Genomic DNA, 21,264 nt, shown 5'->3' with positions numbered 1-21,264 from the left:
AGCATCTGGTTGCAAATTTGACGCCTGGCTTGCGGATGTTAAGTCAACTGAAATTGCCGCGTCGCGTTGAAGGCTGGTCTAGGGATTATTCTTCAATCAAAGAGGCAAGACCATGGATCACACCAAGCAGCCGACCAAAGAGGCAGTACGACAGTGGTTGCAAACGCAGCTGGAGGAACGGCGCCCGCCGCCGGACCCGAAGCAGATCCGGCGTGAACTGGGATGGGAGATGCTGAAGATGGAGCGTCGCGAAGAGCCGTCCCGCTAAACCACGCTGATCGCGCTCTTGCCGCCGGCGGACGGCTGGACCAGTATTTTCGTCGATATCCGCTCGGTCATCTCCTGCACGTGGGAGATGACGCCAACCTTGCGGCCCATCGCCTGCAGGCCGTCCAGCGCATCCATCGCGACGCGCAGCGTTTCCGCATCCAGGCTGCCGAAGCCTTCGTCGATGAACAGCGACTCCACGCGCACGCGGTTGGAGGACAGCGACGCCAACCCCAGCGCCAATGCCAGCGAGACCAGGAAGGATTCGCCGCCGGAGAGCGAGTGGACCGAGCGCATCTCGCCGCCCATGTCCTGGTCGCGCACCAGCAGCGCGAGCGACGGGCTGGCGGGATTGTTGATGCGCTCCAGCTGATAGCGCCGGGAGAGGTGGTTCAGGTGGGCGTTGGCGTAGCCCAGCAGGACGTCCAGCGTGAACTGCTGCGCGTAATTGCGGAATTTCTTGCCGTCGGCCGAACCTATCAGGTCGCTCATGCGCGACCAGCGCTGTTCGATTGCTTCCTGCTGTTCGATTTCGGCCAGCATGGCTTGCGATTGCTGGCGCTTGGCGTCGTCCTGGGCCAGCGCCAGCTGCAGTGCAGCGGCGCCGTCGTGTGCGACTTTGCGTTCGGCCAGCAGGGCGTTGAGGGCGGCGGCCAGCACGGCGATCGGCGATTCGGCGGTGGACGCGGCGTCTTCGTCAGGCGTGTCTTCGGCCGGCGCGCGCGGCGGCGGGGCTGAGAGCTGGTGCTGTTCGCGCTGGCGCTGGCGCTCCTTGAGAACGGTGGCGGCGTTGTCGGCCGCGCGGGCGATGGCTTGCAGCGCGGCGCGTTCGGCGTCGACGTCGTCGGCGGAGCGGGCGAGCAGCGCTTGCAGTTGTTCCAGGTCCTGCAGGCCGGCATCGGGCTGGCGCTGCTGGAATGCCGCGAGCCAGTCGGACAGCCTGGTGGCCGCCGCCGTCGTGGAGGCTTGTAGCGTCGCGATACGATTGGTGGCCTGCGCCAGCGCCTCATCCAGTCGGGTCCTGGCTTGCGACGCTTGCTGTGCGGCGGCCTGGCGCGTGGCCAGCAGCGAGCGGGCGGCGTCGACGGCGGCGAGCAGCGCGCTTTCGACGTCGCGCACTTCCTTGCCGCCCCACATGGCCATGCGTTGCTGCTGGCTTTCCTTCAGTGCGGTATCGGCGGCGCTGTAGGCGCTACGCGCGTTCAGCGCATCCAGGCCGGTCCTGGCCAGTGTTTCGTTCAGCGTTTTCAGTTCGGCCTCGAAGGCCGCGAGCGAGGCCGCGCGTTCGTCGTAGGCCGCGCGTTGCGTCAGCCATTGCTTGCTCTCCGCCTGGCGGGCCTCATGGAATCGGGCCGGACCGGCTTTCCAGTCGTCTTTCCAGTCTTCGCTAGGAATATCGCCGCCGCTGAAGGCCGCGTCCAGATCGGACAGCAGGCCGCTCAAGGTCAGGGCGACTTCGATACGCTGGTCTTCCAGCGCCTTGAACTCGGTGGTCGACAATGCCAGCGCGGTTTGCGCGGCGGATGCCACGCCTTGCAGGCGGACATGCTCCGCGGCGGCGGCATCGTAAGCCGATTGCGCCTGATCGCGCTTGATGCGCGCGGAGTGCAGCGCGCGCTCCTGCTGCTCGACTGCTTGCAGCGCGGTCTGCGCCTCGCTCAGGTGTGCGACAAACCATGCGCCGCGTTCCGGCTCCGGCGGCAGCGGAGCGCTGGCGGCCAGCGCATGGCCGTTCCATGCTGTGGCCGCGCGTTCCAGCGCTTGCTGCACGGTGCGGTTTTCGGCGGCGAGGACGTTCAATTGTTCCAGGCTGGCCTGCATCGTTGCGCGTTGTTCGGCCTGCAGCTTGAAGTTGGACTCCATGCGCTGGCGGCAGCGGGAGACTTCCGATTGTAGCTCGCCCAGCATGGCTTGCAGCCCGCCGTCGTTGTGGCGGTACGGATGCTCGTGCGCGCCGCAGACCGGGCAGGGCGTGTCGTCTTCCAGTGTTTCGCGCAGCGATTCGACGCTGGCGGCGCAGGCGGCTTCCGCCAGCTTGAGCGAGCGCTCCGCCTGCGACAAGGCCGCCGTGACCGCGATGCCTTCCTGTTGTGCCGATGCCAGTTGCGTTTCGGCCGATGCCGTCGCCTGCCGCAGATGTGCGGATTGCACTTCGATCTGGCTGCTGCGGTGCTGGCGCGCTTCCAGTTCTATCCATATTTTCTCGGCGCCGGCCAACAGGTCGCGGCGCTGCTCCCAACTGCTGCGCGATGCCTGCAACTGCTCGGCGGAGAAGGATGCCATTTCCTGTGTCGCTTGTTGGCGCTGGGTGTCCAGTGTTTGCAGCGTTGCGCCGGCGGTGGCGAGTTTGGCGCTGGCATCGGCTTCGTCGTCGCGATGCGCTTTGGCGTTGCGCTGCACGCGCGCCAGTGCGGTCGCCAGCTTCTCGGCCTTTGCGGATTCCTGGCCGGCTTGCACGAACAGCACGTCCCAGCGGTCCCACGACTGCGCCAGCGTTTTCCATTGCTTGTGCTGCTGCAGCCACGCGATGCCCGCTTCATGCTGCACGGCCAGCTTGCCGTGTTCATCCTGGCGCGATTGCAGCGCGGCCTTGGCGGCGGCATCCGCGTGATCGGCCTTCTCGCAGGCGGCAGCGGCCTGGCGGTAGGCTGGCAGCATGGCCTCAATACGGGCGTCCAGCGCTTTGGCGTGATCCAGTTGTGGGGCGGCGGCGCGCTGGGCGATTTCCGATTCCTGCACGCCGGCGGCGGCTTGCGTTTGCGCGGTGCTGGCCTGGTCCAGCGTCAGGGCGGCCTGTTGTGCTGCCTGCGTGCTCGTGGTGATGGCCGCTTGCGTATGCGCGATGTCGGCGTCGATGCGACGGATGTCCTCAGCCAGCGGGCGCGCCGGCTGCACGGCGTCGATCAGGGCCAGCGCGGTGCGGCGTGGCGCGGCGGCGTCGATGTCGGCAAGTGCGGACAGGCTGGCCTGGTGCGCTGCCAGTTCTTCCTGCTTCAACCTTTCGGATTGCTGGTGCCAGCGCAGTTCCTGCTCCAGCTCGGCCTTGCGTTGCTCCAGCGCGTGCAGTGCTTCGGCGGCGGCGGTGCTTTGCGCTTCCAGTTCGCCGCGCTGCTCGCCGCTGAGCGGCTTCTGGTCGGCCAGCCGCGCGTTCAGTCTTTGCAGCGCGGCCTGTTCCAGCTTGGCGCGCTCGAAGGCGCGCATCGAAATCTCGGAGTAGATGGTGCTGCCCGTCAGTGTCTCCAGCAGTTCTCCGCGCTCGTTGTCCTCGGACTTGAGGAAGGCCGAGAATTCGTTCTGCGCCAGTAGCACCGCGCGTGTGAACTGCTCGAACGACAGGCCGATGCGCTTCTCGATTTCCACCTTGACTTCGGTCTTGGTGCCGCCGATCGGCTGCAAGGCCGGCAGCAGGTTCAGCGTCATCATGGTGGGCTGCAAGGCGCCTTCGGCCTTGGTGCGCGAGCGGCGCACGCTCCAGCGCGCGCGGTACGAGGCGCCGTCGTTGCCGATGAAATCCACTTCGGCGTAACCTTCGGCCGTGCCACGGCGCAGCAGCGTGCGCGGGTCCTGCGCGGAGACGGTTTCCGCGCCGACGTCGGTCAGGAAGCTGCGGCCGGCCACGCGCAACAGGCGCGGTGTGGCGTCGTACAAGGCCAGGCACAGCGCATCCAGCAAGGTGCTCTTGCCGGCGCCGGTCGGGCCGCTGATCGCGAACAGGCCGGTGGAGGCCAACGGCTCCTGTTCGAAGTCCACGCTGAATTCGCCCGCCAGCGACGCCAGGTTCTTGCCATTGATTTTCAGGATTCTCATGGCAGCATCAACTCCGCGAAAGCGGTCAGCGTATCGGCCGGCGCGTCGTTGCCGAAGCGTTGCTGATACAGCTGCTTGAAGATGTCGTCCGGCTTGAGCTTTTCCAATTGATCCAGCGTCATCACGTCGTTGTCGATGGACGAGGCGCGCGCCGCGCTGGACGTTTCGATCTTGGCCAGCCGGACCGGCTTGCCGTCCAGCGCCGCCTCGATGCGCGAGCGCAGGCCCGGCTCCGGGGCGTCGAGAAGCACGCGCACTTCAAGGAAGGGCTGCTGGCCGGGTGCAGCGTCCGCGAGATCCAGCGCGGCCAGCTCCTCCAGCACTTGCGTTATCGGCGCCGGCCTGGCCGGAATGCGCAGCAGCTCGACCGAGCGCGGCACCATCAGCGGTACGATCTCGCGCACGGCGGCGCCGTCGATATCGATGCGCAGGATCTGGTGCTGGTAGCCCACCTCCGCGAACGACAGCGGAATCGGGCTGCCGCAATAGCGGATGTGCTGCTGCTTGCCGACCGCCTGCGCCAGGTGCAAATGGCCCAGCGCCGCGTAGACGATGGCCGGATCGAAGATCCCGGCCGGCAGCATCTCGGTGCCGCCGATGACGATACGGCGTTCGGAATCGTTGGACATCTGGCCATCCACCATGTGGCAGTGGCCCATCGCCAGTATCGCCTGGCCGTCCTGGCGCTTGTCCAGCGCCAGTTCCAGCGCCTGCTTGTAGAGCAGGGCGATGCCGGCCAGGTAAGGATCGGCGCCGTCTTCCGCCGCCACGCGCGGCACGTCGCCCGGACGCAGGAAGGGCACCGCCAGGCACCAGGCCTCGACCGCGCCGCTGCGGCCCGTCAGCGGCAGCACCAGCGATTCGACATCGATCTCGCCATCGTCCTTGCGCTGCGCCGCGCCGATGACGCGCGTGCCGTGCGCCTCCAGCAGCGGTCCCGGCGCCTCCAGCCGCCCCGGCGAATCGTGGTTGCCGGCGATGACGATCAAATTCAGGTGCGGCGCCCGCTCCCTGGCCTGTTGCAGGAACCGGTACAGCTGCTTCTGCGAAGACGATGATGGATTGGCATTGTCAAAGATGTCTCCTGCGATCAGCAGCGCGTCGGCCTGCTCGGCGACGACGGTGTCGAGCAGCCAGTCGAGGAAGCGCTGGTGCTCGTAATGACGCTCGAAATTATGCAGGGATTGGCCGAGATGCCAGTCGGAGGTGTGCAGCAGACGCATGAAGATAGTGTAAAACAGCCGGGAAGCGCTCAATATAGCGCAAGATGGCCGCAAGCGAGTTGATTAAACGCGGTGTCCGGCGCGATGACCGGGTACTTCAGGCGGCATTGCTGGCCGGCGGCGCCAGCGCCGGGCCGGCGCGGAAGGTGTTGCGGCCCGCCTGCTTGGCCTCGTACAGCAGCACGTCGGCGCGGTTCAGCAACTCCGCCGGACTGACATCCTCGCCGCTGTAATAGGCCAGGCCGATGCTGGCCGATATCGACACCACCGTGCCATCCAGGTCGAATTCGGTCTGCATGGCGCTAACGATCTTGGCCGCCAGCGCGGCCGCGTCGTCGATGCGGTGGATGCGTTCCATGATGATGGTGAACTCGTCGCCGCCAAGGCGGGCGATGGTGTCGCTGGCGCGCATGGTGTGGGTCAGGCGGGCGGAGAAGGCCTTCAGCAGCGCGTCGCCGACGCTGTGGCCGAAGGTGTCGTTGACCGGCTTGAAGCGGTCGATATCCATGTACATCACCGCCATCAGGTCGCCGGTCTCGCGGTGGGACATCATCGTATCGTGCAGTTTTTGCAGGAAGCCGGCGCGGTTGGTCAGGCCGGTCAGCGCGTCGACCTGCGACAGCCGCAGCAGGCGCTGCTTCTCGCGTTTTTGCGCCGTGATGTCCTGCCGCATGACGTGGAAGCCCATCACGCCGCCGCCGTCTTCGTACATTTGCGGAATGTAGACCACCTCGAAGGTGCGCTCGACATCGGCGCTGGTGTCGTCTTCTTCGAACGTCAATGTTTCGCCGGCCAGCGCGCGCAGGATGTAGGGCTCCAGGAAGGCGTGGCGTTCCTCGCCCATGGTGTCGAGGATGGTCCGGCCCAGCACCGCCGTGCCGGTGCGGTTGAATTCGCGCTCGTAGGCGACGTTGTGGAAGCGGTAGACCTGGTCGGCGTCGATGTAGGCCACCATCGCCGGCAGCGTGTCGGCGATGGTGCGCAGCCGCGCCTCGCTCTCGCGCAGCGCATTGACCGATTTGCGGATGTGCGTGATGTCGTCGACGGTGCCGACGTAGCCGTACACCTTGCCGTCGACCAGCATCGCGGCGATCTTGAACGAGACCCAGATGATCATGCCGTCCGGGTGGATGCAGCGCAGCGTGTCCTGGTAGGGCAGGCGGGTTTGCGCCATGTGGTTCAGTGCCGCCTTGAGCACGGCGCGGTCGCTCGGATGCACGGCGCGCATCCAGGCGTCGCCCAGCGCCTCCTCGCGCGTCAGGCCGGTGATGAACTCGAAGGTGCGGTTGACATAGGTACAGTGGCCGGTGGCGTCGGCGCGCAGCAGGCCCAGGGGCGAGGCGTCGTTGACGGCGGCCAGTTCCGCCTGGTTCTTGCGCATCGCCAGTTCGGCCTCCTTGCGCGGCGTGATGTCGCGCGCCGTGATGGCCACGCCGTCGGCGATGGGGACGATCTGGTGATGCAGCCAGTGGACGTCGCGGTCCGGCAGGAAGTCGACCTGGAACTCTTCCTCCAGCGGCAGTCCGGTGGCCAGCACCTGCTTGTATTTGTCGAGGAAGCCGTTGCTGTGCAGCTGGGGCATGACTTCGATCATGCGCTTGCCCTTGATGTCGTCGCGGCTCCATCCCAGCAGCGAGGCGCCGCGCTCGTTCAGGTCGGCGATGGTGAAGTCGAGGATTTCCCGCTTCGGCCCGCGCATGCGGCAGGCCTTGAACAGGTACACCGCGTCGAGGCTGGCGTCGGCGGCGGCGCGCAGCATCATTTGCGCCTCGATCACCATGCGCGCGCTGCGGCGCAGGCGGTACGCCTGCTGCATCAGCAGGCCGACGAACAGCAGCACCACCAGCGAGGCCACCGCCACCGCCGCGTAGTACATATCGCGCCGGTGCTCGAAGCGCGCCATCGCCATGGCGGTCGGGTTGCCCACCACCGCCATCAGCAGGAAGCGCGGCATGTCGGCGTAGCCGTAGATGCGGTCGACGGCGTCGAACGGGCGCTTGAGCAGCAGCTCGTCGGCCGGCTGCGTCTTGCTGCCCTGGGCCACGCTGAAGTCGATGGTGTCGCTGATGATCAGCTGGTCGTCGATGCGGGCCGCCGACATGCCGTTCTCGCGGCTGATCAGCATCACCGCGCCGCCGGTATCGACGGTGAGGCGGTCGTAGTCCTCGACGAAATAGGCCGGATCCATCATCACCACGATCACGCCGGCGAAGCTGCCGTCCGGACGGTTGAGCCGGCGCGAGATCTGGATCTGCCATTTCTTGGTACGCGGATCGACCACCGGCGTGGCCACCATCGCGCTGTCGGCCGGATTGGACACATGGCTCTGGAAGAAGGCCAGCTGCCCCATCTCCGGCGGGAAGTAGCCGTTCAGGCTGTCGACGAGGCGGCCGTCCGGCCCGACGATCGCCAGCGGCAGGTCCAGCTTGGTCGGCAGCAGCGAGTCGAGCAGGCCGTTCTTGCGGGTGAATTCGGCCAGCCGCAGCGCGCCGTGGGTTTCCTCGAACTTGAGCTTGAACAGCTGGGTGGCGTGATCGGTCTGGCGCAGCAGGTGGTTGGTGTGCTCGGCCAGCGTGCGCGCCAGCGATTGGCTGTGCTGCACCGCCTCGTGGCGGGCCGTGAGTTTTTCCTGCCGCACCTGGTAGGCGACCGCGGTCCACATGATGGCCAGCAGCGCCACGCCAAAGGACGGCAGCAGGATGACGCGGTACAGTCGGCGTAGGAAATCCAGCATCGGCTATGTCCAAACAGGGTCGGTGGAAGTCGTGTGTGGATATTCTGCACGGAAATATCCGGTTTGGGGCTCGCCGGGTGAAAAAAATCGCGCTTCGATCACAGGCAATGTTGATTTCTTTATTAGAATAGCGGTCATGACCGAACTGATTCTGAGCCTGTCCGCCGCGCGGGCACTGCATCTTGCCGCGCAGGGCTTGCTGCAGCCGCGTCGCCGCAAGGCGCGCCAGCCCGATGTGCTGGAGGCGATCCGCCAGATGGGCGTGCTGCAAATCGATACCATCCATGTGGTGGCGCGCAGCCCCTATCTGGTGCTGTGGAGCCGGCTGGGCGACTATCCGCAGCCGTGGCTGGAGCAGTCGCTGGCCGCCGGCGAACTGTTCGAATACTGGGCGCACGAGGCCTGCTTCGTGCCGATCGAGGATTACGGCCTGTATCGCCACCGCATGCTCAATCCGGAGGCGATGGGCTGGAAGTATTCCGCCACCTGGATGAAGGAGCGCCGCGCCGAGGTCGACGCGGTGCTCGAGCATATCCGCGTCAACGGCCCGACCCGCTCGTCGGACTTCGAGCGCACCGACGGCCAAAGCGGCGGCTGGTGGAGCTGGAAGCCGGAAAAGCGCTCGCTCGAAGTCCTGTTCACCACCGGCGCGCTGATGATCGCTGCGCGCCACAACTTCCAGCGCATCTACGACCTGGCCGAGCGCGTGCTGCCGCACTGGGACGACAGCCGCATGCCGGCCGACGACGACACGCGGCGCGCGCTGGTGCTCAAGGCCGTCAAGGCGATGGGCTGCGCGCGCGGCGCCTGGATCAGCGATTACTTCCGCACCAAGCCGCCGCGCCTGGACCCGGAAACGCTGGTCGGGGAGGGCGCCTTGCTGCGCGCCTGGGTCGACGACTGGGACGATCCGGTCTACGTCCACCCCGACCACGCCGGACTGCTGGAAAGCGCCGCCGCCGGCGCGCTGTCGGCGACGTTGACGACGATCTTGTCGCCGTTCGACCCGGTGGTCTGGGACCGCCGCCGCGCGCAGGAACTGTTCGGCTTCGACTACCGGCTCGAATGCTACACGCCGGCCGACAAGCGCCGCTATGGCTACTTCACGCTGCCTATCCTGCGGCGCGGCGCGCTGGTCGGCCGGGTCGACGCCAAGGCGCACCGCCGCGACGGCGTGTTTGAATTGAAGTCGCTGGTGCTGGAGCCGGGAACGCGCGTCAGCGAGCGCTTCGCGCGCGACATCGCCGGCGCGCTGCAGCGTCTCGCCAACTGGCACGACTGCCCGCAAGTACAGATCACGCAAGCCACGCCCGACGGTTTCGGGCCGCTGCTGCAGGCCGCGCTGGACGCGGCCAACATCGAAAAGGAAGCCGCATGAAGGTAGCACCATGAGCTTGCCGGCAGCCCCCGCCAGCCTGCTCGGCCCCGACGGCCAGCCGCTGTTCGGCCGCTATGCCGGCCAGGTCGGCCATATCGACTGGAGCGAACTGGCCGCGCCGTTCGCGCGCAGCCGCCTGTGGCGGCGTTTTCACCACAAGCGCTGGCATTATGTGGCGCTGTGCACCGAACAGATCTTCTGCGCGGTCGCCATCGTCGACCTGGGCTGGACCAGCACCGCCTTCGCCTACGCCTTCGACCGCAACGACGGCGACATGCTGGCCAACTTCTCGCAGGACGGCTTGCCGGGGCTGTCGGCGCGGCTGGCCAACCACGCGGGCGAATCCAGCCTGTTCAAGACCCGCAAGAGCCACATCAGCATAGCCAGCCGGGACGACGGCAGCTTCGAGCTGTCGCTGCGCTGCGACTACCTGGAGATCGACGCCGAGTTCGGTCCCGGCGCCTCGCCGCTGCTGCTGGCCGCCGGGCCGGTGGCCAAGGGCTCGGTGCATGCGACGCAAAAGTCGTCCGGCTTGCCGCTGAAAGGCGAGGTGCGCACCTGGCGCGAGGATTACGACCTGGCCGGCGGCGTCGCCAGCTTCGACTATTCCAACGGCCTGCTGGCGCGCCACACGGCCTGGCGCTGGGCCTCGGCGCATAATCTGGAGATGGGTTTCAACCTGCAGGCCGGTTATTTCGGCGGCCACGAGAACGCACTGTGGCTGGACGGCGCGGTGCATGCGCTGGCGCCGGCCCATTTCATATACGATAGCAGCGATCCGCTGTCGCAATGGCATATCTTTACCGAAGACGATCTGCTGGAACTGTACTTCACGCCGGAAGGCGCGCGCCGCGAGAACAAGAAAATGGTGGTGGCGGCCAGCCGCTACCTGCAGCCGATCGGCACCTTCACCGGCTGGGTGCGCAGCGCGCCGGATCAACCGAAACGCATCGTCACGCAGATGATGGGTGTGACCGAGGACCATTCCTCACGCTGGTAGCAGGGAGAAGCAGGCCATGAGCATCAGGAATCTCGACCGTTTGTTCCAACCCCGCTCGGTGGCCGTGATCGGCGCTTCGGACAATCCACAGCGCATCGGCACGCGGGTGCTCTCCAACCTGAGCGAGGGCGGCTTCGCCGGCGGCGGCGCGATCTGGCCCGTCAATCCCAAGCACCAGACGCTGCACGGCATGCCGTGCCATGCCCGGGTGGCGGCGCTGCCGTCGGCGCCGGACCTGGCCATCCTGTGCACGCCGCCGGCCACCATCGCCGGCCTGATCGCCGAACTGGGCGCGCGCGGCACCAAGGCCGCCATCGTCATGACGGCCGATCCCGATCCGGCCGACCGACGCGGCATGCGCCAGGCCATGCTGGACGCGGCCAAGCCGCACCTGCTGCGCATTCTCGGACCCGGCAGCGTCGGCCTGCAATCGCCGGCGCTGGGCCTGAACGCCAGCTTCACCCACCTGGCCGCCGGCGCCGGCAAGCTGGCCTTCGTGTCGCAATCGGGCGCGCTGGCCACGGCGGTGCTGGACTGGGCCAGCCTGCGCGGCATCGGCTTCTCGCGCGTGGTGGCGATGGGCGACACCGTCGACGTTGATTTCGGCGACCTGCTGGACTACCTGGCGGCCGACGCCGACACCGAAGCGATCCTGCTCTGCATCGAAAACCTCAGCAGCGCGCGCAAGTTCATGTCGGCCGGCCGGCTGGCGGCGCGCGGCAAGCCGGTCATCGTGCTCAAGGTCGGCCGCGACGCCGCGCCCGGCGCCGACCTGGTGTTCGACGCCGCCATCCGCCGCGCCGGCATGCTGCGCGTGTACGCCACCGAAGACCTGTTCGACGCCGTGGAAACGCTGGCGCGCCGCCGTCCGCAGCGCGGCGAGCGGCTGGCGGTGCTGACCAACGGCGGCGGCCTGGGCCTGATCGCCGCCGACACGCTCGAATGCAGCGGCGCCCAGCTGGCGCCGTTGTCGGCCGATACCCTGAAGCTGCTGGCGCGCAGCGGCGCACCACAAGCCAACCCGGCCGACCTGCTGGCCGACGTGCCGGTCGAGCGCTATGTCGGCGCGGCCGAAGCGCTGCTGCGCGAACCGCAGGCCGATGCCTTGCTGTTCCTGCACGCGCCGACCGCGATGGTGCCGAGCTCCCTGATCGCCGAAGCGGTGGCGCCGTTGATGAAGGCCGCGAACAAGAACGTGCTGTCGTGCTGGCTGGGCGGCAGTTCGGTGGCGGCGGCGCGCAAGATCTTCGCCGACGCCGGCCTGCCGACCTACGACACGCCGGAAAAGGCCGTGCACGGTTTCCTGCAGATCGCCCAGTACCGCCGCAACCAGGATTTGCTGATGGAAGTGCCGGCCGGCCTGCCGACCACCGCCGCGCCGGAGCGGGCGGCGGCGCGCGCGCTGGTGCAGGCGGCGCTGGCGGCCGGCCGCGCCGAGTTGTCCGACAACGATGCGCGCGCGCTGCTGTCGGCCTACGGCATCGCGCTGGCCACGCCGCAGCAGGCCGCGCTGACCGGCCAGACACTGGCGGCCGCCCGCATCCAGATCGGCGCCGATCCGGTGTTCGGGCCGGTGGTGTTCTTCGGCCAGGGCGGCATCGCCGCCGAGGTGGCGGCCGACCGCGCGGCCGGCCTGCCGCCGCTGAACATGGTGCTGGCGCGCGACATGGTCGGCCGCACCCGCGTCTCGCGCCTGCTGGCGCAGGGCCAGACGCTGGCCGACGCCGAAGCCCTCAGCCGCACGCTGGTGCAGGTGGCCGACATGGCGGCCGATTTGCCGGAGCTGGCCGAACTCGATCTCAATCCGCTGATCGCCATCGGCGGCGGCGTGGTGGCGCTGGGGGCGCGGCTGCAGCTGGCCAAGGTGCGCAGGGGCGGACGCCAGCTGGCGATCCGCCCGTATCCGCTGGAACTGGAGCAATTGGTCGACTGGCGCGGCGGCCAGGTCCTGCTGCGCCCGATCCGGCCGGAGGACGCGCCGCAGCACCAGGTGTTCTTCAGCGCGCTGGACCCGGACGATATCCGGCTGCGTTTTTTCTCGGCCATGCGCGAACTGCCGCCGGCCCAGCTGGCGCGGCTGACGCAGATCGACTACGACCGCGCGATGGCTTTCATCGCCACCCGCGCCGGCGCCGACGGCAAGCCGGAAACGCTGGGCGTGGTGCGCGCGGTGGCCGATCCGGACAATCAGTCCGCTGAATTTGCGATCATCGTGCGTTCCGATTTGAAAGGGCAGGGACTGGGCTATATCCTGTTCCAGAAACTGGTCGATTACTTCCGCGGCCACGGCACCGGCGAGATCGTCGGCGACGCCTTGTCGGAGAATTTGGGCGTGCAAAAACTGGTGCGCCATTTCGGCGGCGTGGTATTACCGCATCCTGAAGCGGGTATGGTGCGATTGCAATTGCCATTACGATAGCTATCGCCGCGCGCTTGATATATATTGGCACTGAAGTTAAAAAATATTAACGCTGGGCGGGTTTGTTCTAGCTCAAAGCGTGTTTGTCGGCTTTATTTACACTTTCACTTCCGCTTTGCCGCCCATCGGGTGTGCGCAACTTCAGCTTTGGGAGTCAGAATGTTAACTGCCACATATACCTTGGTAGCCCTGTCGGTCGAACAGTCCAGCGTTCGCCTGAGTTTGCTATCGTTTCAAAAGTATGTGCGCTCGACCCTGATGCAGCAGAACAGCATGACCCTGTCGCAGTTGGAGTACGCCTGCGAGAACCTCAACAGCCTGTACCAGGCCTGCCACTGGCGCAAGACCGAGATGTATCTGATCCCGGCGATCCGCGAAGCGACCGAGCGCGCCGACCAGTTGCTCGAAGAACTCAACCGTTTGAACCAGTCCGCGCTGATGTCGATCCGCCTGCTGCAGGACAAGCTGGGCACGCTGGCCGACGTGCGCGACGAGCAGGTCAGCCAGATTTGCGACAGCATCGAGAGTTTTTGCACGTCGCTGCTGCAGCGGCTGGAAAAAGAGGAGCAGGAATTGTTCGCGATCGCGCGCGCCGCCATCGCCGGCGAGACCTGGTTCTCGATCGCCAACCAGTTGATGATGCACGACAAGCACCTGGAAGAGATGAAACGCTCCGGCGTGGCGCCGGCCGATGCGGCCAAGGTGCCCGCCAAGCGGGCCGGCCGGGCGGTGGACGACGGCCAGATATCGATTCCAGGATTGCAAGTATTGCCGATAGTAAGCGTGGACGACGCCCAGGCGCCGTCCTTGGCCCGGTCCGCGCGGCAAAAGACGCGCGGCGATGTAATTACGAAATAACCGCCCCAATAGCACGCGCCTCGGGCAAAATCCCCTCGCTTTGCTATGATGGTGGTTTTAGCCATCTCATAGCGCACAATGTTCGATTTCCTCTTTAAGCGTGCAACCGACCAGCAAGCCGACCCGCAAGCAGTACCGACGGCGCCGGAACCGGGTGATGCCGCCGCCGCATCCGCCAGCCGTCGCGATGAACAGGCGCAGCTCGCTGCGGGCCTGGCCGGTGACGAAGCGGCCGCCGTCGCGTTGATACTGCAGAGCGAATTCGCCGGCGTGCGCCTCGCCGCCGCCGAGCATGTGCAGTCGCAGCCCTACCTGGAGCAGGTGCAGCAGGCGATGCGCAACACCGACCGCCGCGTCGCCAAGCTGATGCAGGGCCGGCTGGACGCGATCCGCTATCAGCAGGCCGAACATCAAAAAGCACAGGCGTGCCTGGAACTGGCGCAACGTTTGTTGCAGGATGAGAAGCTGACGCCCAACCAAGTGGCCGAGCTGGACCGCCAATGGAAGATCGTCTCCGAGGTGCCGTCGCTGGCCGCGCCGTTCGAGACCGCGCGCGCCGCGCTGGCCGCGCGGCTGGAAGCGCAGGTCAACCTGCAGCGCACCATCATCGATGCGATGGCGGCGGTGCGCCAGCTGCCGGCGTCGGCATCGCGCGAGGACGCCACGCAAGCGCTGGAGCGCTACAGCGCCGCACAGGCTGAATACCAGCAGGCGCCGGAACACAATGCGCTGCCGCGCCATTTGCTGAGCGATTACGCGCAAGCGCTGGAGCAGGCGCGCGCGGCGCTGGCCACGCCGGTCAAGCCGGCGGCGGAACCTGCCCCGGCAGCGGCAGCGGAAGCGGCACCGGTGCCGGCTCCGGCGTCGGCCGAGCCGGAACAGGGCGACGCAGCTGCCGCCGCGCCGGCCGAGCGCGCGCAGCAGAAGCCGGCCAAGTCCGCCAAGCAGCCCGCCGCGCCGAAAGAGACCGACAAGAAATTCCTGGAAACGCTGGACGCGATGGAAGCCGCGCTGGAGCAGGGCCTGCTGCACGCCGCCGCCGACCACGACAAATGGCTGAAAGAACACAAGACCCGCCTGACGCCGGCCCAGACCGACCGCCTGAACCACGTGCGCGCCGAGCTGAAACGCCTGGGCGACTGGGCCCGCTGGGGCGGCAACGTCTCGCGCGAGGAACTGGTCAAGGCGGTGGAAGAACTGCCCGCGCTGGGCCTGGCGATGAGCGAACTGGCCAAGAAGGTGGGCAGCATGCGCGAGCGCTGGAAGTCGCTGGACGCCGTCTCCGGCCACGCGCCCAAGAGCCTGTGGGAGCGCTTCGACACCGCCTGCACCACGGCCTACGCGCCGGCCGCGGCGCATTTCAAGCAACTGGCCGACGAACGCCACGCCAACGCCGCCAAGGCCCAGGCGCTGATCACTGAAACCCAGGCGATGGCCGAATCCGCCGCCAGCGAGGGCGCCGACCTGAAGAACGTGGCCGCCGCCGGCCAGCGCCTGCGCCAGATGTGGGGCCGCCTCGGTACCATCGACCGCAAGGAAAAGCGCAAGCTCGACCAGGCGTTCGACAAGGCACTGGGGCAGATGCTGGCGCCGTTGTCCGAGCAGCGCAAGGTGGAAACCGCCAAGCGCGAGCAACTGATCGCCGAAGCCGAAGCCCTGCAGCCGTCGGATCGCCACACGCTGGACAAGCTGCGCCACCTGCAGGAACGCTGGCAGGAGCAGGCCAAGGCGCTGCCGCTGGAGCGCAAGGCCGAGCAGGCGCTGTGGCAGCGTTTCCGCGCCGCTTGCGACGCCATCTTCGCCAAGCGCAAGGAAACCGCGCACGCCGCCGATCACGAACGCAAGGCCCACCTGCATGCGCGCGAGGCGCTGTGCAAGGAGCTGGAAACCGCCACCTACAGCGGCGACGACAAGGCGCAGCTGGCCGCCATCGCCAAGACGCTGCGCGATGCGGCGACGGCCTGGCATGCCGCCGGCTCCGTGCCGCGCGCGGCCGAACCGAAGATCAACCAGCGCTATCACAATGCGGTGGCCGCCGTGCAGGCGCAGGCCGAGGCGATCAAGCGCCGCGCCGGCGCCGCGCAAGCCAATGCGCTGCGCGACAAGCTGCGCCTGTGCCAGGCGCTGGAGAGCGAGATCGGCGCGGCCGTCGGCGCCGACGCTGCCGCCATCGACGCCGCCGACTGGCAATCGCGCTGGAGCGCGCTGCCGCCGCTGGGCGGCGAATACGAGCGCGCGCTGCATGGCCGCTTCACGGCCGCGCTGGGCGCCCTGGATGGCAAGCGCAGCGCCTACGCCGAGCAGCTGGAGCGCAACCGCGCCAAGCTGCTGGATGAAGTGCTGCGGCTGGAGATCGTGGCCGGCGTCGACAGCGGCGCCGAGTTCGCGCGCGAGCGCCTGAAGATGCAGGTCGAAGTGCTGCAATCGTCGCTCAAGTCGGGCCAGAAGCCGCAGACCGCCAGCGCCGCCTACCTGCAGCTGTGCGCCATGCCGGCGCTGGCCGACGCCCGCACCGCCAACCGCATCGAACAACTGTTCCGCCGCATCGGCGCCGCGGAGCGCGCGTGAGCGTTCGCATCCAGGCGGAAGACTTCGATCTGACCACCGAAGTCGCGCAGTTGCGCGCCGCCAACCCCAAGGTCGGCGCGGTGGTGACCTTTGTCGGCACCGTGCGCGACCTGAACGATGGCGAGAGCGTGGCCGAGATGGAGCTGGAACACTACCCCGGCATGACGGAGCAGTCGATCGGCGCCATCATCGAGCAGGCCGGGCAGCGCTGGCCGGTGTCCGGCGCGCTGGTGATCCACCGTATCGGCCCGCTCAAGCCGATGGAGCAGATCGTGCTGGTGGCGGTGATGGGCGCGCATCGCGGCGAAGCCTTCGCGGCTTGCGAATTCATCATCGATTACCTGAAGACGGAAGCGCCGTTCTGGAAAAAAGAGCAAACCCCGGCCGGCGCGCGCTGGGTCGACGCCCGCGTCAGCGACGATGCGGCGTTGCAAAAATGGAAGGTGTGACGCGCGCTGCTCCTTGAAAACTGCCCGCTTGTCACTATGTAGGCGATAAGTTAAATATATCGGAGCACTTCCATGCGGCAAGACAAACTCACCACCAAACTCCAGGAAGCCCTGTCGGACTCGCAGAGTCTGGCCGTGGGCAATGACAATCAATACATCGAACCGGTGCACCTGCTGACGGCCCTGATGGACCAGGACGACGGCAGCGCGCGCTCGCTGTTGCAGCGTTCCGGCGTCAACGTCGGCGGCTTGGGCAAGGCGCTGAAAGCGGCGCTGGAGCGCCTGCCCAAGGTGTCCGGCACTGGCGGCGACGTGCAGGCCAGCCGCGAGCTGGTCTCGGTGCTGAACCTGGCCGACAAGGAAGCGCAAAAGCGTGTCGACCAGTTCATTTCCAGCGAAATGGTGCTGCTGGCGCTGGCCGACGACAAGTCCGAGGCCGGCAAGCTGGCGCGCGAAAGCGGCCTGGCCCGCAAATCGCTGGAAGCCGCCATCGACAGCGTGCGCGGCGGCGCCAAGGTCGATTCGCAGGAGGCCGAAGGCCAGCGCGAAGCCCTGAAGAAGTACACGCTGGACCTGACCGAGCGCGCCCGCGCCGGCAAGCTCGATCCGGTGATCGGCCGCGACGACGAGATCCGCCGCGCGATCCAGGTGCTGCAGCGCCGTTCCAAGAACAACCCCGTGCTGATCGGCGAGCCCGGCGTCGGCAAGACCGCCATCGTCGAGGGCCTGGCGCAGCGCATCGTCAACAACGAGGTGCCTGAATCGTTGAAGGGCAAGCGCGTGCTGGCGCTGGACATGGCAGCGCTGGTGGCGGGCGCCAAGTACCGCGGCGAGTTCGAGGAGCGCCTGAAGGCCGTGCTGAAAGAGCTGGCGATGGACGAGGGCCAGACCATCGTCTTCATCGACGAGATGCACACGATGGTCGGCGCCGGCAAGGCCGAGGGCGCGATGGACGCCGGGAACATGCTCAAGCCCGCGCTGGCGCGCGGCGAGCTGCATTGCGTCGGCGCCACCACCTTGGACGAATACCGCAAATACATCGAGAAGGACGCCGCGCTGGAGCGCCGCTTCCAGAAGATCCTGGTCGACGAGCCGACCGTGGAGGCCACCATCGCCATTTTGCGCGGCCTGCAGGACAAGTATGAGCTGCACCACAAGGTCGCCATTTCGGACGCCGCCATCATCGCCGCGGCGGAACTGTCGCACCGCTACATCACCGACCGCTTCCTGCCCGACAAGGCGATCGACCTGATCGACGAGGCGGCGGCCAAGATCAAGATCGAGATCGATTCCAAGCCGGAGGTGATGGACAAGCTGGAACGCCGCCTGATCCAGCTGAAGATCGAGAAGGAAGCCGTCAAGAAGGAAAAGGACGAGGGCTCGCGCCGCCGCCTGGAACTGATCGACGAAGAGATCGTGCGCCTGCAGCGCGAGCTGAACGACTTCGAGGAAATCCTCAAGGCCGAAAAAGCGGTGGTGCAGGGCAGTACCCACATCAAGGAAGAAATCGAACGCATCAAGCTGCAGATGGAGCAGGCCACGCGCGAGAGCAACTGGCAGCGCGTCTCGGAACTGCAATACGGCCGCCTGCCGGAACTGGAGGCGGAGCTGAAGCAGGCCGAGGCCGCGTCGGCCAACGGCGTCTCGCTGGAAAAAAATACGCCGCCCAAGCAAAGGCTGCTGCGCACCGAAGTCGGCGCCGAGGAAATCGCCGAGGTGGTGTCGCGCGCGACCGGCATCCCGGTGTCGCGCATGATGCAGGGCGAGCGCGACAAGCTGCTGCACATCGAAGAGAAGCTGCACGAGCGCGTGGTCGGCCAGGACGAGGCGATCGATGCCGTGTCCGATGCGATCCGCCGCTCGCGCGCCGGCCTGTCCGACCCGAACCGTCCGTATGGCTCCTTCATGTTCCTGGGGCCGACGGGCGTCGGCAAGACCGAGCTGTCCAAGGCGCTGGCGGGCTTCCTGTTCGATACCGAGGAATCGATGATACGCATCGACATGAGCGAATTCATGGAAAAGCATTCGGTCGCCCGCCTGATCGGCGCGCCGCCCGGCTACGTGGGCTACGACGAGGGCGGCTACCTGACCGAGGCCGTGCGCCGCAAGCCCTACAGCGTGATCCTGCTGGACGAGGTGGAGAAGGCGCACCCGGACGTGTTCAACGTGCTGCTGCAGGCGCTGGACGACGGCCGCATGACGGACGGCCAGGGCCGCACGGTGGACTTCAAGAACACGGTCATCATCATGACGTCCAACCTCGGCTCGCACAAGATCCAGGCCATGGAGGAATCGGATCCGGGCGTGGTCAAGCTGGCGGTGATGGCCGAGGTCCGCTCGCACTTCCGGCCGGAGTTCATCAACCGCATCGATGAAATCGTCGTGTTCCACGGCCTCGACGAGAAGAACATCGGCGCCATCGCCAAGATCCAGCTGGCGATCCTGGAGCAGCGCCTGGCCAAGATGGAGATGACGCTGACGATCACCGACGCCGCGCTGCAGAAGATCGCCGAGGCGGGCTACGATCCGGTGTATGGCGCGCGGCCGCTGAAACGGGCGATCCAGCAGCAGATCGAGAATCCGCTGTCCAAGCTGATCCTGCAAGGCCGCTTCGGTCCGAAGGACACCATCCACGTGGACGCCGTCAACGGCGAGCTGGCCTTCAGCTGACCCGCGTCACTCCCGGCTGCGCGGGAGCGACGTCAATGGTGGACGATGCGGTTGCGGCCGTCGCGCTTGGCGCGATACAAGGCATCGTCCGCCCGTTTCAGCACGTCTTCATACGAGGTATCGCTGGGCTGCAGTTCGCTCAAGCCGCCGCTGATGGTGGCGCCGGCGCCCAGCGTGCCCAGCTCCTTCAACTGTTCCGCGATGCGCAGCCGCAGCCGTTCGGCGATCGGCACCGCGTGCCCGCAGGTGGTGTGCGGCATCAGGATCACGAATTCATCCCCGCCCAGCCGCGCCGGAAAATCGGTCGCGCGCAGCTCGCGCCGGCACACGTCCGCCGTGACCGCGATCGCCTTGTCGCCGGCCAGGTGGCCATACTCGTCGTTGATGCCCTTGAAGTTGTCGATGTCGAAGATCAGCACCGAGGTCGGCGTCTTGTAGCGGGCGAACAGTTCGTAATGCTCGGTCAGCGCCGCCATCAGCTTGCGCCGGTTCGACAGGCCGGTCAGCGAGTCGGTCTCGCTCTGCATGCGCAGCAGCGCTTCCAGCTTCTTGCTGGCGGTGATATTGCTTGCCACCCACAGCACCGCTTCCTCGCCCTGCAGCGTGTGCTCCAGCGCCTGCACGCGGCCCTCGAACCAGATCGTCTCGTCCGGACCGTCGCCGTCCATGCCCTTGATGTCGCTGCGGTGCAGGCGGTACTCGACCACGTGCAGGCCGTCGGCCGCCAGGGCGATGGCGATCTGCGCGCTGAACCAGGCCGCCTTGTCGGGGTTCAGCACGTCATGCAGGGATTTGCCGATCAAGCCGCTGCCGTCGTGGTAGTAGCGCGAGTCGGTGCCGCCGAAGATGGCCGCATAGCGGCCGCTGCGGGTGAGGATGAATGCGGGGTCCGGCAGCGCTGACAACAGCGCCGCGATCTGTTCGGCCGAGAAAAGCGACAGGTCCGTCATTCGATATCGTTGTTCTATTTGATGAGTTTCCACTAATGTACCGTACTTTCGTCCAAGACAACATTAACGGCACAAAATCTGGAAACTTGACGAACTATTATTGTTGCTGTCCAAAAAACATCGAAGGCGAGCAGCCGAAGGTCTTTTTGAACATCGCGGAGAAGGCCGACTGGCTGGCGTAGCCCAGCTGCGCGGCCACCTGCGACAGCGGCACGCCGCGCGCGATCAGCGGCGCCGCGTGCGCCAGCCGCACCTGCTGGCGCCAGTTGCCGAAGCTCATGCCCAGTTCGCGCTCGAACAGCCGCGTCAGCGTGCGCTCGGAGGCGCCGACCTGGCCGGCCCAGTGCGCCAGCGTCTGCTCGGCGCCGGGATCGGCGATCAGCGCGTCGCACAGGGACTTCAGGCGCTTGTCGGCCGGCAGCGGCACGCGGATCGGGCGCACCGCGCAGCGCGGCAATTCATCCAGCATCATTTCGCCGAGCAGATGCTCGCGATTGGATTGCTCGTGCTGGTCGTGCTGTTCCAGCGCGGCGATCAGCTCGCGCAGCAGGCTGGAGACGTCCAGCACCTTGCAATCGGTGCCGGGGAAGGGCGATCGGCTGGCGTGCACGCACAAGGGCCGCAGGCGCGCGTTTTCCAGCATCGTCACCTCGTGCACCACGTCCGGCGGGATCCAGATCGCGCGCTGCGGCGGCACGATCCAGCTGCTATTGTTGGCCGTCACCCGGATCACGCCCTGCATGGCGTAGGTGAACTGGCCCCATGGGTGATGATGGGGCGGCAGGATGGATTCGGCCGGCAGGTCGCGGCCGGACATGGTCAGCGGGCGGGCGGGGGTCGGGTAGTCGCCGTCCCAGTTGAACTGCGTGTGCGTGACGACAGGGATCGGCATGGCGTAATTTCGATAAAGGTTGTCGTTCTATCTTAAATCAGACTCGGAG

Annotated in this window: 13 protein-coding genes; 8 read left to right on the top strand and 5 right to left on the bottom strand. The window is 66.9% G+C overall.

What is annotated here, in order from left to right; genetic code table 11:
• The first annotated feature begins 112 nt into the window (after positions 1-112).
• Positions 113-268: a hypothetical protein gene (locus tag ACEN9F_RS07575; RefSeq protein ID WP_413419400.1), complete on the top strand. Its 156-nt coding sequence runs from the start codon at positions 113-115 to the stop codon at positions 266-268.
• Here ACEN9F_RS07575 and ACEN9F_RS07570 read toward each other — a convergent pair.
• From ACEN9F_RS07570 to ACEN9F_RS07560, 3 genes are all read right to left on the bottom strand, one after another.
• The gene (locus tag ACEN9F_RS07570) at positions 265-4,074 is read right to left on the bottom strand and encodes an AAA family ATPase (RefSeq protein ID WP_413419398.1); all 3,810 of its coding nucleotides are present in this window, start codon (positions 4,072-4,074) and stop codon (positions 265-267) included. The genes ACEN9F_RS07575 and ACEN9F_RS07570 overlap by 4 nt on opposite strands.
• Positions 4,071-5,297 (bottom strand): exonuclease SbcCD subunit D C-terminal domain-containing protein, encoded by a 1,227-nt coding sequence (locus ACEN9F_RS07565; protein ID WP_413419396.1) that lies wholly within the window; start codon positions 5,295-5,297, stop codon positions 4,071-4,073. Before ACEN9F_RS07565 ends, ACEN9F_RS07570 begins: the two co-directional genes overlap by 4 nt.
• A gap of 97 nt (positions 5,298-5,394) precedes the next feature.
• Positions 5,395-8,031, bottom strand: coding sequence for a diguanylate cyclase domain-containing protein (locus tag ACEN9F_RS07560; RefSeq protein WP_413419394.1), 2,637 nt, complete (start codon positions 8,029-8,031; stop codon positions 5,395-5,397).
• A 136-nt stretch (positions 8,032-8,167) separates the two neighbouring features.
• Between ACEN9F_RS07560 and ACEN9F_RS07555 the strand changes: the two genes are divergently transcribed.
• The 7 genes from ACEN9F_RS07555 (at position 8,168) to clpB (ending at position 19,373) form a co-directional block, all read left to right on the top strand.
• On the top strand, positions 8,168-9,409 hold the full coding sequence (locus ACEN9F_RS07555; RefSeq protein WP_413419392.1) for a winged helix-turn-helix domain-containing protein: 1,242 nt from the start codon (positions 8,168-8,170) through the stop codon (positions 9,407-9,409).
• Positions 9,410-9,419: 10 nt separating this feature from the next.
• Positions 9,420-10,409 (top strand): DUF2804 domain-containing protein, encoded by a 990-nt coding sequence (locus tag ACEN9F_RS07550; RefSeq protein ID WP_413419390.1) that lies wholly within the window; start codon positions 9,420-9,422, stop codon positions 10,407-10,409.
• Positions 10,410-10,425: 16 nt separating this feature from the next.
• The gene (locus tag ACEN9F_RS07545; protein WP_413419388.1) at positions 10,426-12,828 is read left to right on the top strand and encodes a bifunctional acetate--CoA ligase family protein/GNAT family N-acetyltransferase; all 2,403 of its coding nucleotides are present in this window, start codon (positions 10,426-10,428) and stop codon (positions 12,826-12,828) included.
• Between the two features lie 159 nt (positions 12,829-12,987).
• Positions 12,988-13,686 (top strand): hypothetical protein, encoded by a 699-nt coding sequence (locus ACEN9F_RS07540; RefSeq protein ID WP_413419386.1) that lies wholly within the window; start codon positions 12,988-12,990, stop codon positions 13,684-13,686.
• A gap of 78 nt (positions 13,687-13,764) precedes the next feature.
• Positions 13,765-16,254, top strand: a complete 2,490-nt coding sequence (locus ACEN9F_RS07535) for a DUF349 domain-containing protein (RefSeq protein WP_413419384.1) — start codon at positions 13,765-13,767, stop codon at positions 16,252-16,254.
• A complete protein-coding gene (locus tag ACEN9F_RS07530; protein ID WP_413419382.1) occupies positions 16,251-16,703 on the top strand; it encodes a molybdenum cofactor biosynthesis protein MoaE in 453 nt (150 codons plus the stop codon). Before ACEN9F_RS07535 ends, ACEN9F_RS07530 begins: the two co-directional genes overlap by 4 nt.
• A gap of 72 nt (positions 16,704-16,775) precedes the next feature.
• Entirely contained in the window at positions 16,776-19,373 is a 2,598-nt protein-coding gene (clpB, locus tag ACEN9F_RS07525) for an ATP-dependent chaperone ClpB (protein WP_413419380.1), read from the top strand.
• A 32-nt stretch (positions 19,374-19,405) separates the two neighbouring features.
• Here clpB and ACEN9F_RS07520 read toward each other — a convergent pair whose 3' ends face one another.
• Positions 19,406-20,323, bottom strand: a complete 918-nt coding sequence (locus tag ACEN9F_RS07520) for a GGDEF domain-containing protein (RefSeq protein WP_413419378.1) — start codon at positions 20,321-20,323, stop codon at positions 19,406-19,408.
• 97 nt (positions 20,324-20,420) lie between these two features.
• Positions 20,421-21,215, bottom strand: a complete 795-nt coding sequence (locus ACEN9F_RS07515) for an AraC family transcriptional regulator (RefSeq protein ID WP_413419376.1) — start codon at positions 21,213-21,215, stop codon at positions 20,421-20,423.
• Positions 21,216-21,264 lie beyond the last annotated feature (49 nt).

The organism is Duganella sp. CT11-25 (assembly GCF_047302815.1).
Lineage (GTDB): Bacteria > Pseudomonadota > Gammaproteobacteria > Burkholderiales > Burkholderiaceae_D > Rugamonas.
This window is presented reverse-complemented; position numbering and strand designations above follow the sequence as displayed.